Here is a 12,945-nt window from a genome sequence, read left to right as displayed (position 1 = left end):
GCATCCGAGGGGGCCGAACGGCGCATCAGACGCGGATCACACCGTCCAGGCGCGTTCGAGATCAATGACGTCCCCGGTGAGCGCCTCGATGTCGGCCTCGGTCTGGGCGCGCAGGGAGAGCCGCTCGATCCGCTCCTCGCGGTACTTGCCGTGCTCGGCCTCCGAGTCCCACATCGACAGGACGAGGAACTCCCGGCCCGGCGCCTCGCCGAACAGCCCGCGCAGCATTCCGGGGGATCCGGCCATGGCCGGATTCCACACCTTCTCCTGCATGAGGGCGAAGTGCTCCAGCCGTCCTTCGCGCACCCGGCAGTGCGCGACGCGCAGGACGTCCGCGTCGCCGAAGTGGGGCTGGAAGCCGGTCTTCACGTCGAAGCGGTGGTCGAAGAGCGTGACCCGCGCGTCCTTGAAGGTGCCGTGCTGGGTGGCGGCCAGCCGGTCGTGGGAACGGGCCATGAAGGAGTCGTAAAAGGAACGGCTCTCCCAGAACGCGAAGACGTGCGCGACCCCCTGCCGGCCACGGCTCCAGCCGCCTCCCTGCCCTCGAAAGCCCGGTTCTCCTGGCAGCCCCGCCCATTTTCGCTGCCCGCGTTCGAACCCCCGGCGGTCCACCACCGTGCAGCGAATCCACTTGACCAGCACCGCGCCATCGTACGGCGATCAGCGCGGCCGCGGTCGGACTCCGGCGCAGTAGGTACGAAGCAGTTGCTCCGCATCCGCCTCCGGCAGCGTGATCCCGAACTCCCGGTCGAGCAGCCCGATCAGATCATCGGGCGCGACGGCGCTCCGCTCGGTCTCCCAGCCGGGGAGGAAGCGGGTGAGCTCGTCGTCCACGAGCGCGGCCCGGCGGTCCACCCCCGGCCGCATCGCCACGACTCGCCCGGTGAAGAAGGAGCGCGGGTGCGTGGCGCTCCAGTGGTTCATGAGTTCAAAGTCCACCGGGTACAGCCGCTGCGGCGCGAAGGCGTACAGATCGCGCCACTGCCCGTCGCTCCGCCGGGTGCGCAGCACGAGGACGCCCTCGTCCTCCTCGGCGACGGCGAAGCTCCACGCACCCTGGCGCACCTCGGTGCCCGGACTCAGCGGGACGGGCTCCACCGGCCCTTGGGCGCCGAAACCGGTGTCGGCCAGCCAGGGCCGGCCGTCCACGGTGACGACGAGGAGGGCGTGGGTGACGGGAAGCAGGGCGTCGCCCCGGGTGCGGTTGCGGGCACCGCGCCCGGCCACCTCGAAGCCGACACCCTCCAGGGCAGCGGCGAGCAGGGAGTTCTGCTCGTAGCAGTACCCGCCGCGGCGTCGGCGGACGAGCTTGTCCTCGAGCTCCTTGACGTCGAGCGCGACGGAGCGCCCGAGGGCGACGTCGAGGTTCTCGAAGGGGATGGCACGGGAGTGGTGGCGGTGCAGTTCGTACAACGTGCCGAGGTCCGGCCGGAGTTCCCCCGAGTAACCGATCCTCCGGAGGTAGGCGTCGAGGTCGAGTCCGTCACCGTTCCACATTCCGGCCCCCTGCCGTCGCACTCGCCGCCGCGACCGCGCGGCCCGTTCGCACACATGAGAACACGCCCGGCCGACGGGCCCGGGTGCGGGCCCCCGCCCGCGCACACGCAGGAGGAGGCGGAGCCGATCCTCTCGGCTCCGCCTCCTCCCGGCGGTCAGGTCAGGCCGCTACGGCCTGTCCGGAATCAGCTGCAACCGCTGGTCGAGCCGCAGCCCTCGCAGATGTAGCAGGAGCCGGCGCGCTGCATCTTCGTCCCGCAGGAGAAGCACAGCGGGGCGTCGGCGCTCACGCCGAGCTGCATCTCGACGAGCTCGGCGTTGGTGTGCGCCTGCTTCGGGGCGGGCACCTGGACGACCGGCTGCGGCGCCGGGGCGACGGCCGCCAGCGGGGCCGACTGCGCCAGGGACTCGGTGTCGAGCTCCTCGTCGAGGGGCTCGTAGGAACCGGTGTCCAGGTGGCGCTGGCGCTCCTCGGCGGTGTGGATGCCGAGGGCCGAGCGGGTCTCGAACGGCAGGAAGTCCAGCGCCAGGCGGCGGAAGATGTAGTCGACGATCGACTGCGCCATCCGCACGTCCGGGTCGTCCGTCATGCCGGCCGGCTCGAAGCGCATGTTGGTGAACTTCGAGACGTAGGTCTCCAGCGGGACGCCGTACTGCAGGCCGACCGAGACGGCGATGGAGAAGGCGTCCATCATGCCGGCGAGGGTCGAGCCCTGCTTCGACATCTTCAGGAAGACCTCGCCGAGGCCGTCGTCCGGGTAGGAGTTGGCCGTCATGTAGCCCTCGGCGCCACCGACCGTGAAGGAGGTGGTGATCCCCGGGCGGCCCTTCGGGAGGCGCTTGCGCACCGGGCGGTACTCGACGACCTTCTCGACGGCGGCCCGGATGGTCTCCTCCGTCTTGGCGGTGACCTCCTCCTTCTCCTGCTCCTTCTTCTTGGCGGAGAGGGGCTGGCCGACCTTGCAGTTGTCGCGGTAGATCGCGAGGGCCTTGACGCCGAGCTTCCAGGCCTCGAAGTAGATCTCCTCGACCTCCTCGACGGTCGCCGTCTCCGGCATGTTGACCGTCTTGGAGATGGCACCGGAGATCCACGGCTGGATCGCGGCCATCATGCGGACGTGGCCCATCGGGGAGATGGAGCGCTCGCCCATGGCGCAGTCGAAGACTTCGTAGTGCTCGGTCTTGAGGCCGGGCGCGTCGACGACGTTCCCGTGGTCGGCGATGTGCGCGACGATCGCCTCGATCTGCTCCTCCTGGTAACCCAGGCGGCGCAGGGCCTGCGGGACGGTGCCGTTGACGATCTGCATCGAGCCGCCGCCGACGAGCTTCTTGAACTTGACCAGGGCCAGGTCCGGCTCGACACCGGTGGTGTCGCAGGACATCGCGAGACCGATGGTGCCGGTCGGCGCGAGGACGGAGGCCTGCGAGTTGCGGAAGCCGTGCTTCTCGCCGAGGCGCAGGACGTCCTGCCAGGCCTCGGTGGCCGCCGCCCAGACGGGGGTGTCCAGGTCGTCGGAGCGCGGGGCCACGGCGTTGGCGTCGGCGTGCTGCTTCATGACGCGCTGGTGCGGCGCGGCGTTGCGGGCGTAGCCGTCGTACGGGCCGACGACGCCGGCGAGCTCGGCGGAGCGCTTGTACGCCGTGCCGGTCATCAGCGAGGTGATCGACGCGGCGAGGGTGCGGCCGCCGTCCGAGTCGTACGCGTGGCCGGTGGCCATCAGCAGGGCGCCGAGGTTGGCGTAGCCGATGCCCAGCTGGCGGAAGGCGCGCGTGTTCTCGCCGATCTTCTGGGTCGGGAAGTCCGCGAAGCAGATGGAGATGTCCATCGCCGTGATGACGAGCTCGACGACCTTGGCGAAGCGCTCGACATCGAAGGACTGCTTGCCCTTGCCGTCGTCCTTGAGGAACTTCATCAGGTTCAGCGAGGCGAGGTTGCACGAGGTGTTGTCCAGGTGCATGTACTCGCTGCAGGGGTTGGACGCGGTGATGCGGCCGGACTCGGGGCAGGTGTGCCAGTTGTTGATCACACCGTCGTACTGGATGCCCGGGTCGGCGCAGGCCCACGCGGCCTCGGCCAGCTTGCGGAAGAGCGCCTTGGCGTCGACCTTCTCGATGACCTCGCCGGTCATGCGGGCGCGCAGGCCGAACTCGGTGCCGTTCTCGACGGCCGTCATGAACTCGTCGTTCACACGGACGGAGTTGTTGGCGTTCTGGTACTGGACGGACGTGATGTCGTCGCCGCCCAGGTCCATGTCGAAGCCCGCGTCGCGCAGGGCGCGGATCTTCTCCTCTTCCTTCACCTTGGTGGCGATGAAGTCCTCGACGTCCGGGTGGTCCACGTCGAGCACGACCATCTTGGCCGCGCGGCGGGTGGCGCCGCCCGACTTGATCGTTCCTGCGGACGCGTCGGCGCCGCGCATGAAGGAGACGGGGCCGGAGGCGTTGCCGCCGGAGGAGAGGAGCTCCTTGGAGGAGCGGATGCGGGAGAGGTTCAGGCCGGCGCCGGAGCCGCCCTTGAAGATCATGCCCTCTTCCTTGTACCAGTCGAGGATCGACTCCATGGAGTCGTCGACGGCCAGGATGAAGCAGGCGGAGACCTGCTGCGGCTGGGGCGTTCCGACGTTGAACCACACCGGGGAGTTGAAGCTGAAGATCTGGTGGAGCAGGGCGTAGGTCAGCTCGTGCTCGAAGATCTCGGAGTCGGCGGGCGACGCGAAGTAGCCGTGGTCCTCGCCGGCCTTCGTGTACGTCTTCACGATGCGGTCGATGAGCTGCTTGAGCCCGGTCTCGCGCTGCGGGGTGCCGACCGCGCCGCGGAAGTACTTGCTGGTGACGATGTTGACCGCGTTCACCGACCAGAAGTCGGGGAACTCGACGCCGCGCTGCTCGAAGTTGACCGAGCCGTCGCGCCAGTTGGTCATGACGACGTCACGGCGTTCCCACGCCACCTCGTCGTACGGATGCACGCCGGGAGTGGTGTGGATGCGCTCGATACGCAGGCCCTTGCTCGCCGCCTTGGCTCCCTTGGTGCGGGAACCACGTGCCGGGCCGCTCGCCGTCTCTGTCATGCCGCCTCCCATATACGGGCAAAAACGCCCTAATGTGCCAGCGAAATTCCGTGGCACGGTGTCTGTCTGATCTAGCTGGTCGCCCGGGGCGCGCGAGCGCGCCGAGGGCAAGCGTGTGGCCGCCCTGCCGACCGGCCGCGATGCGGCCGGTCCGGTCAGTCGGCGGCGGAGGCGGGCACGGGAACCGGGGTGGTCCCGCCGGGCCCGCACCCTCCGAGGGGAGGCCGCCGCTCGCGCAGCTCCGCGATGGCGGCCTCGAAGTCTTCGAGCGTGTCGAACGCTTTGTACACGGACGCAAAACGCAGGTAGGCGACGAGGTCGAGTTCCTGCAGGGGGCCGAGTATGGCCAGACCCACGTCGTGGGTGGTCAGCTCGGCGCTTCCCGTGGCGCGCAGCGCCTCCTCGACCCGCTGGCCGAGCTTGGCGAGGGCGTCCTCGGTGACGGGCCGCCCCTGACAGGCCTTGCGCACACCGGAAATGACCTTGGTGCGCGAGAAGGGCTCCGTCACACCGCTCCGCTTGATCACCATCAGTGACGCGGTCTCCACCGTCGTGAAGCGACGGGAGCAGTCCGGGCACTGGCGGCGTCTGCGGATCGACGTTCCGTCGTCGGTGGTGCGACTGTCGACGACACGGCTGTCGGGGTGCCTGCAGAAGGGGCAGTGCATGGCTCTTTCACCCTCCCTTGCGGCACGACTGATGGGCCTCGGAGCGCCGCCTTCCGACGGAGGCAGGACCCTGCCAGGGCTCTCGAAGCAGCCACCAGCATATGCGATGTCGCGGGCCTCGACTGACCGAGGACCACAACTTCTGGGTGGCTTGAGCAATCCAACCACTAGATCTTGGGTTGCGGCGGATTTACACGGCTCAGCGTGTCGCGGGCTTCCATGGCCGGATACGGCCGTGCAGGCTGCCAGACTGGGGCCGGTCGCCCGCCCGGTCGCGATCCGACCCGGAAGGGTACCGTAGTGAGCGGTTCCGGCACCGAACCCGCGTTCGGCAGACCGCTTAAATCGATCGCCTATACACCTCATCATGTGATCACGGCGAGTGAAGTCCGTTTTTTCACTCGAACGTGTGTTTGGCGCAACCTTTCGAAAGCTACTACCGTTGTCGGGCTAGGGAGAACAAGTCGAGAGGGGCCGACGTGACCACCACCGCAGACAGTGCCACCATCACTGCCCAGAACCGCTCCCAGAGCCGACTCGAGCCGGTGCATGCCATGAATGACGCAGCCATGATTCCGGAGGGTGAGGGCGTACGTCCCGCACGCTCCCTGCCCGGCCGCCCCCCCGGCATCCGTGCGGACAGTTCGGGGCTCACGGACCGGCAGCGGCGCGTCATCGAGGTCATCCGGGACTCGGTGCAGCGGCGTGGGTACCCACCGTCCATGCGGGAGATCGGCCAGGCCGTCGGCCTGTCCAGCACGTCCTCGGTCGCCCACCAGCTGATGGCTCTGGAGCGCAAGGGCTTCCTCCGGCGCGACCCGCACCGCCCCCGGGCGTACGAGGTGCGCGGCTCGGACCAGCCCAGCTCGCAGCCCACCGACACCACGGGCAAGCCCGCTGCGTCGTACGTCCCGCTGGTCGGCCGGATCGCGGCCGGTGGCCCGATCCTCGCGGAGGAGTCCGTCGAGGACGTCTTCCCGCTCCCCCGCCAGCTTGTCGGCGACGGTGAGCTCTTCGTCCTCAAGGTCGTCGGCGACTCCATGATCGAGGCGGCCATCTGCGACGGGGACTGGGTCACGGTCCGCCGCCAGCCCGTCGCGGAGAACGGCGACATCGTGGCCGCGATGCTGGACGGAGAGGCCACGGTCAAGCGCTTCAAGCGCGAGGACGGCCATGTCTGGCTGCTCCCGCACAACGCCGCCTACCAGCCGATCCCCGGCGACGAGGCGACCATCCTCGGCAAGGTCGTGGCGGTACTGCGGCGGGTCTGACACCCGTATTACAGACCGGACCCCGGGACCCACTGCGCCGGTCCCGGGGTCCTGCCGTGTCCGGATCTAGCGGCCGTCCGCCTGCGCCGCAGCATCGATCGCCGCCAGCGACTTGCGGACCTGATTGCGGTCCGTCGTGTACCAGAAGTCCGGCAGCGAGGAGCGCAGGAAGCCGCCGTAGCGGGCGGTGGCCAGCCTGGGATCGAGCACCGCGACCACACCCCGGTCACCGGCCGCGCGGACCAGGCGACCGGCGCCCTGCGCCATCAGCAGGGCCGCGTGCGTGGCGGCCACGGCCATGAAGCCGTTGCCACCCGCCTCCTCGACCGACTTCTGCCGGGCGCTCATCAGCGGATCGTCGGGGCGCGGGAACGGAATGCGGTCCATGACCACCAGCTGACAGCTGGGGCCCGGGACGTCGACGCCCTGCCAGAGCGAGAGCGTGCCGAAGAGGCAGGTCCGCGGATCGGCGGCGAAGGCCTTGATCAGCTCGCCCAGCGTTTCCTCACCCTGCAGGAGGATCGGCTGGTCGAGCCGTCCGCGCAGTTCCTCCGCGGCCGCCTGGGCGGCGCGCATAGAGGAGAACAGGCCGAGGGTCCGGCCGCCGGCCGCCTCGACCAGCTCCGTGAGCTCGTCCAGCATGTCGCCGCGCGTGCCCTCGCGGCCGGGCGTGGCCAGGTGCTTGGCGACGTAGAGGATGCCCTGCTTCGGGTAGTCGAAGGGCGAGCCGACGTCCAGGCCCTTCCATACCGGCAGGTCATCGCCCTCGATGCCTTCCGGCGCGAGGCCGAGCGAGGCGCCGACGCCGTTGAAGTCACCGCCGAGCTTGAGGGTGGCCGAGGTCAGGACCACGGACCGGTCCGCGAAGAGCTTCTCCCGCAGCAGGCCCGAGACGGACATCGGCGCGACGCGCAGGGTGGCGCCGAAGCGGTCGTGGCGCTCGTACCAGACGACGTCCCACTCGGAGCCGTTGGTGATCCGCTCCGCCACGTCGTGGATGGTCTCGACGGAGGCGAGGGCCTGCTTGCGGACGGCGTCCTCGTCGTGGACGGACTTGTCGCGGGTCGCGCCGAGGGCCGAAATCACATTGCGCGCTGCGTCGCGCAGCGACATGAGCGCGTACCCCAGGTCCTCGGGGATCTCTTCCAGACGGCCCGGGAGCGCCAGCTCCATCAGCCGCTCGAAGGTCTCGGCTGCGGTCTGGAGGGAGTCCGCCGTCTTTTCGTTCACGAGCTTCGCGGCCCGCTTCACGGCACGGTTGACCTGGCCGGGCGTGAGCTCGCCGGTGGCGACGCCGGTGACCCGGGAGACGAGCTCGTGCGCCTCGTCGACGATCAGCACCTCGTGCTGCGGGAGCACGGGTGCGCCCTCGATGGCGTCGATGGCCAGCAGGGCGTGGTTGGTGACCACGACGTCGGCCAGCTTGGCCCGCTCGCGGGCGGCCTCGGCGAAGCACTCGGCGCCGTACGCGCACTTCGTCGCGCCCAGGCATTCCCGGGAGGACACCGATACCTGCGCCCAGGCCCGGTCGGAGACGCCGGGGGTGAGATCGTCGCGGTCCCCCGTCTCGGTCTCGTCGGCCCAGTCGCGCATGCGCAGCAGGTCCTTGCCGAGCTTGCTGGTCGGCGCGGCGGCCTCGAACTGGTCGAAGAGCCCTTCCTCGTCGTCCTGCGGGGCGCCCTCGTGCAGCCGGTGCAGGCAAAGGTAGTTCGACCGGCCCTTGAGCATGGCGAACTGGGGCCGGCGCCGCATCAGCGGGTGCAGTGCCTCGACCGTGCGCGGCAGGTCCCGCTCGACGAGCTGCCGCTGGAGGGCGAGGGTAGCCGTGGCCACGACCACGCGCTCGCCGTGCGCGAGCGCCGGTACGAGGTAGCCGAGGGACTTTCCGGTGCCGGTGCCGGCCTGGACCAGCCGGTGGGAGTTGTCGTCGATGGCTTCGGCGACGGCTTCGGCCATGGCCACCTGGCCGGGGCGCTCCGTGCCGCCGACGGCGGTGACGGCGGCGTGCAGCAGTTCGGGGAGGGAGGGCTTCGTCATAGCACTGACAACCCTACGCGGCCGCGCTGACAACGCTTCACGGCTGGTGCAGCGGATTGGGCACGGTTCCGTCGACCACGACGCGGTCTCCGGGACGCCGAGATGGTCCTCGTAGATCGCGGAAAGTCCGGGGGTACCTGTGGGGACGTCGGGTCCATCGCCGGGCCGGAGCCGGAGGCGGCGGGGAAAATCGACACAGGACTCCTCGGCCGGGAACTCGGGAACGGCGAGCGGCGTTTTCGGAAATGTCGGGGGAATTCACAGGAGATTGCGCAGGGACCGTTCGCGGATCATCAGGGCGGCGCGCTTCTCCGGGAGGTCGATTTCCGCGGCGAAGCGGAAGCCGGAGCTGAGGAAGGCTGATACGGAGGGGGTGTTGCGGATGTCCGGTTCGGCGATCACGCGCGTGCAGCGGGGACGATTGTCGAGCACGAGGTCGGCCACGGTGCGGAGCAGCAGTGTGCCGAGACCGCGGCCGCGGTCCGTGACGTCTCCGATCAGCAGGTGGATACCGGTGTCGTGGGGGCGCGCCGGGTAGTGCCGGGCGAGCGGGTCGAGATCGGCCCGGTAGATCTCCCAGTAGCTCATCGGGCTGCCGTCGAGCCACCCGATGCAGGGGATGCTGCGGCCGTCGCCGTGCAGCTGTGCCCTCAGGTGTGCGGCGGTCGTCCCGGCCGGTCCCGCGAGTCCCCAGAATGCTGCCACCGCGGGGTCGTTCATCCAGCCGGTGAGCAGTTCCAGGTCGCGCTCGATGCTCACGGGTACGAGCCGGAGGGTGCCCACGGTGGTGGTGGCGGGCCCCCAGTCGGCCGGGGAGTCCAGCAGGTCGGCCTCGGCGAGGAAGGGCAGCATCTCGACGGTGTCGGCGCGGGGGGCGGTGCGGTCGCGGTCTTCGGCGAGGAAGGCCAGGAACTCACCCGGGAGGCGCAGGTCGAGGGTGTCCTCGCAGGGGGATCCCAGGCGCGGTGCGCGGCCGGTTCCCGGAGTGGTGCCGGTGTCGGTGGAGGGCATGGGGCTCTTCTCGGCTTCAGTCGTGGAGGGGGTTGGCGAGGGTGACGTAGACGGACTGGGTGTCCACGGGTCCGACGAGCTCGTCCAGGCCGTGGAGCCGGGTGAGCAGGTTGGCCTTGCAGCGCAGGGTCGGGGAGTCGAGCAGCAGAGCGGGGAGGGGGCCGAGGCCGGAGGCCTTGCCGAGGAAGCGTCGGAAGGCTGCCAGGAGGACGCGTTCGTCTGCGAGGCGCTGGGATCCGAAGGCGCCGATGAGGCCGAGGGCGTTGTTGATGCCGAGGTAGTAGGCGAAGCGTTCGTCGGTCACGGCGTCGGAGACGAAGGTGTCGCTGGCGGTGCCGATGCCGGGCAGGCGGCGGTCCAGTTCGGCGCGGTGGGACTCGCGGAAGTAGTAGCCCTGGTTGTCGCGGTAGCGGCCGCCGACCGGCCAGCCCGCCGGGTCGAGGAGCACGAGGGTGTTCTGCTGGTGCGCTTCGAGGGCGATGCCTGCCAGGGCATCGAGGGCGAGGACCGGCAGGACCACGTGGTCGAGGTAGCGCAGGAACCACTCGGTGGCGACGGCCGAGACGGGGCGGCCGGTGCTCTTGGAGAGGCGGGCGACCGTATCGGCAAGCCGGGAGCTGACGGTGTCGCGTCCCGGCCACGGGCGCGGGGCGGTGAGGGCGGCGATGCAGACCGCGTCGTCGGCGGGGCCGAAGGGGTTGTGGCGGAGCAGGACGTCGAGTCCGGGGACGGGCTCGCCGTCCGGGGTGTCGACGGCGACCCAGGCGGGGTCCCGGACGATGTCGAAGCCGGGGTGGGCGGCCTGCCACTGGTCGCCGAGGCCGGCCCGGAGCAGGCGGTGGACCTCGACGCCGCGGTGGAGTTCCTTGCGGAGGTTCTCCCGGCGGGAGTTGGTGATGGCGACGCCGAGGGAGAGCTTGAGCATCGCGGGGGCACCGGGGCGGTGCACCGTCCGGACCGAGGAGGTGGGGTGCCAGCGGTCCCCGTGGGGGCCGAGGTCGTGGAGCAGGCCGGAGTCGCGCAGTGCGGCGACGGCGGGGCGGTGCAGCAGGTCGCGGGCCTGCCAGGGGTGCAGGGGGAGGAGGGCGGTGTTCGACGGTCGGCGCAGGCTGGGGTCTGCGAACCGGGTGAGGAGGTGGTCGGCGGGGACGGTGCGGCCGCTTTCGGTCCACGCGGAGTCGGTGGCGAGGAGGGAGCGGTCGACGGCCATCCAGTGGAGGGGGAAGGAGCCGTACAACTCGGGTGAATAGAGGCGGGCTTCGGCCTCGGAGAGCCCTTCGCGGCTCTTGGGGGTCGGGTGGAGGGGATGACCGAGGAGAAGGGACTGTTCTGCGGTGAGGAAGAGGTCCAGGCCGGGCGGCGGGGCGGGGTGCCGGCGCCGGTCGGCGATGAACGCGGCGGTGCGGCGGACCGAGTCGGCGACACGGCCGACCAGGTCGGCGCCTCCAAGGGCGCCGCCCTCGCGGACGAGGAGGGCGGCGAGCGTCACGGCGTCGAGTGGCGGGGCCTCGTGCAGGGCTCCTTCGAGCCGCGGCGGGGCGAAGCGGTGCCAGCCGGTCGCGGACCAGTGGCGCACGGGCGTGAGCAGGGCGGCGCCCGAGCACGTCAGCGGGATCCGCAGGAGGTGGCCCTCGGGCCGCGGCAGGTTCGTCTCCCTCACCCAGCAGCGGAGCAGGTTCTCGACGGCGGCGGCTTCGGCGGCGACGGCGGGATCGCGGTGATCGAGCAGATCCGGCAGGCCGGGCGGGTGCGGCTCGTCGGAGGCGCGGGTGGGCGCGGGCTCCGGTGCGGGCGGGCGGAGGCGGGTGACGCCGTCCTTCTGGCGGGGCACGGTCGCCGCGGAGGCCGGCTCGGTCCGGTCCTGCGAGGCATGGGAGGGGCCTTCGGCCGGGGACGGTTCGGGGACGGAGCTGGAGTTCACGGCGGCTTCCTTGGGGAGGGGTCCGGGAGAAGGGATCCGGTTCAGTGCGCGCAGAGGTCCGCTGGGTACCGGGTGCGTTCGGCGGCGGCGACGGCATCGGCAAGCCGGTCGAGCACGGCAGCCGCCTGTTCGTCGGTGAGAGTCAGAGGGGGCAGCAGCCGGACGACGGCGGCGTGGCGGCCGCCGAGTTCCACGATGAGCCCGCGTTCGAGGCACTCCCGCTGCACGGCCGCGGCGAGGGCGGGGGCCGCGGGGGCGGGGTGTCCGGCGGCCGTGGGGGCGTCGGGGTCGACGAATTCCAGGCCGATCATCAGACCGCGCCCGCGGACATCGCCGATGCACGGATGGCTGCCGGCGAGCCCCCGCAGCGCGGCGAGCATCCGGTCGCCGAGTGCGGCGGCGCGCTCGGCGAGGCGGTTCTTGCGGACGTGGGCGAGGGTGGCGGTGCCGGCGGCCATGGCGAGCTGGTTCCCGCGGAATGTCCCGGCGTGGGCGGCGGGCCGCCTGGCGTCGAGGTCCTCGTGGTAGACGACGACCGCGAGCGGGAGGCTGCCCCCGATGGCCTTGGACAGCACCATGACGTCGGGGACCACGCCGGCGTGGTCGACTCCCCAGAAGGCGCCGGTGCGTCCGACGCCGGTCTGGACCTCGTCGGCGATGAGGGGGATGCCGCGCAGGCGGGTGAGCTCGCGCATCCTGCGCAGCCAGGAGTCGGGCGCGGGGAGCACGCCGCCCTCGCCCTGCACGGGTTCGAGGATCATCCCGGCGGGTGCGCCGACCCCGCTTTTCGGGTCGTCCAGGAGGCGCTCGGTCCAGCGGGCGCCGAGCGCGGCGCCCTGCCGGCCGCCGAATCCGAACGGGCAGCGGTAGTCCTGCGGGTAGGGCAGCCGGGTGATGCGGACGAGGTCCGGTGCTCCCCCGGAGGCGTCGAGGGCTCCGGGGGTCATTCCGTGGCAGGCGCCGGTGAAGGCCAGCAGGCCGCTACGGCCGGTGGCGGTGCGGACCAGTTTGATCGCGGCCTCGACGGCGTCGGTGCCGGCCGGGCCGCAGAACTGCACCCGGCCGCGTTCGGCGAGGGGAGCCGGGAGGTTCGCGAACAGCTCGGTGGTGAAGGCGTGCTTGACCGGGGTGGCGAGGTCGAGGACGTTCAGCGGGGCACCGGAGTCGAGGACCTTGCGGATCGCCTCCAGCACGACAGGGTGGTTGTGGCCGAGGGCGAGGCTGCCGGCGCCCGAGAGGCAGTCGAGGTAGCGACGGCCGTCGGCGCCCTCGATGGTCAGCCCGCGGGCGCGGACGGGCACGATCGGCAGGGAGCGGGCATAGGTCCGGGCGGCGGACTCGCGCAGCGCCTGGCGGCGCAGGATCGCTTCGGCTCCCCCCGACGCCGCTCCGTCGGCTCCGGCCGCCGGAGCCGCTGCGGCAGCGTGATCGGTCAAAGCCACGACTCTCGGTCCTCCCGCATGGATTGCCCT

9 protein-coding genes are annotated in these 12,945 nt (G+C 71.1%); 1 reads left to right on the top strand and 8 read right to left on the bottom strand.

What is annotated here, in order from left to right:
• Positions 1 to 36: 36 nt before the first annotated feature.
• The 4 genes from ACZ7H1_RS22990 to nrdR form a co-directional block, all read right to left on the bottom strand.
• Positions 37 to 642: a YdbC family protein gene (locus tag ACZ7H1_RS22990; RefSeq protein ID WP_470789158.1), complete on the bottom strand. Its 606-nt coding sequence runs from the start codon at positions 640 to 642 to the stop codon at positions 37 to 39.
• 18 nt (positions 643 to 660) lie between these two features.
• Positions 661 to 1,497 (bottom strand): arylamine N-acetyltransferase family protein, encoded by an 837-nt coding sequence (locus ACZ7H1_RS22985; protein WP_470789156.1) that lies wholly within the window; start codon positions 1,495 to 1,497, stop codon positions 661 to 663.
• A 185-nt stretch (positions 1,498 to 1,682) separates the two neighbouring features.
• Positions 1,683 to 4,565, bottom strand: a complete 2,883-nt coding sequence (locus ACZ7H1_RS22980; RefSeq protein WP_470789154.1) for a vitamin B12-dependent ribonucleotide reductase — start codon at positions 4,563 to 4,565, stop codon at positions 1,683 to 1,685.
• Positions 4,566 to 4,720: 155 nt separating this feature from the next.
• Positions 4,721 to 5,233 (bottom strand): transcriptional regulator NrdR, encoded by a 513-nt coding sequence (nrdR, locus tag ACZ7H1_RS22975; RefSeq protein ID WP_470789153.1) that lies wholly within the window; start codon positions 5,231 to 5,233, stop codon positions 4,721 to 4,723.
• Positions 5,234 to 5,712: 479 nt separating this feature from the next.
• Here nrdR and lexA point away from each other — a divergent pair, with 479 nt between their 5' ends.
• Complete coding sequence (lexA, locus tag ACZ7H1_RS22970; RefSeq protein ID WP_470789151.1) at positions 5,713 to 6,504, top strand: transcriptional repressor LexA; 792 nt, start codon at positions 5,713 to 5,715, stop codon at positions 6,502 to 6,504.
• A gap of 66 nt (positions 6,505 to 6,570) precedes the next feature.
• On the opposite strand, the gene ACZ7H1_RS22965 is transcribed toward lexA, so the two are convergent.
• The 4 genes from ACZ7H1_RS22965 to ACZ7H1_RS22950 form a co-directional block, all read right to left on the bottom strand.
• Positions 6,571 to 8,541: an ATP-dependent DNA helicase gene (locus ACZ7H1_RS22965; protein ID WP_470789149.1), complete on the bottom strand. Its 1,971-nt coding sequence runs from the start codon at positions 8,539 to 8,541 to the stop codon at positions 6,571 to 6,573.
• Between the two features lie 258 nt (positions 8,542 to 8,799).
• Positions 8,800 to 9,552: a GNAT family N-acetyltransferase gene (locus ACZ7H1_RS22960; protein ID WP_470789147.1), complete on the bottom strand. Its 753-nt coding sequence runs from the start codon at positions 9,550 to 9,552 to the stop codon at positions 8,800 to 8,802.
• A gap of 16 nt (positions 9,553 to 9,568) precedes the next feature.
• On the bottom strand, positions 9,569 to 11,473 hold the full coding sequence (locus ACZ7H1_RS22955; protein ID WP_470789146.1) for an IucA/IucC family protein: 1,905 nt from the start codon (positions 11,471 to 11,473) through the stop codon (positions 9,569 to 9,571).
• Positions 11,474 to 11,514: 41 nt separating this feature from the next.
• Positions 11,515 to 12,915 carry a diaminobutyrate--2-oxoglutarate transaminase family protein gene (locus tag ACZ7H1_RS22950; protein WP_470789145.1) on the bottom strand — a complete coding sequence of 467 codons (1,401 nt, stop codon included), beginning with the start codon at positions 12,913 to 12,915 and terminating at the stop codon, positions 11,515 to 11,517.
• Positions 12,916 to 12,945 lie beyond the last annotated feature (30 nt).

This window comes from Streptomyces sp. NPDC037401 (genome assembly GCF_055602345.1).
Note: the sequence above shows the minus strand (reverse complement) of the source record. Positions and strands in the feature narration are given on the sequence as shown.

Bases quoted from the DNA above. Each gene is read 5' to 3' on its own strand.
- ACZ7H1_RS22965 (WP_470789149.1), bottom strand. From the start codon at position 8,541: ATGACGAAGCCCTCCCTCCCCGAACTGCTGCACGCCGCCGTCACCGCC.
- ACZ7H1_RS22960 (WP_470789147.1), bottom strand. From the start codon at position 9,552: ATGCCCTCCACCGACACCGGCACCACTCCGGGAACCGGCCGCGCACCG.
- nrdR (WP_470789153.1), bottom strand. From the start codon at position 5,233: ATGCACTGCCCCTTCTGCAGGCACCCCGACAGCCGTGTCGTCGACAGT.
- ACZ7H1_RS22980 (WP_470789154.1), bottom strand. From the start codon at position 4,565: ATGACAGAGACGGCGAGCGGCCCGGCACGTGGTTCCCGCACCAAGGGA.
- ACZ7H1_RS22985 (WP_470789156.1), bottom strand. From the start codon at position 1,497: ATGTGGAACGGTGACGGACTCGACCTCGACGCCTACCTCCGGAGGATC.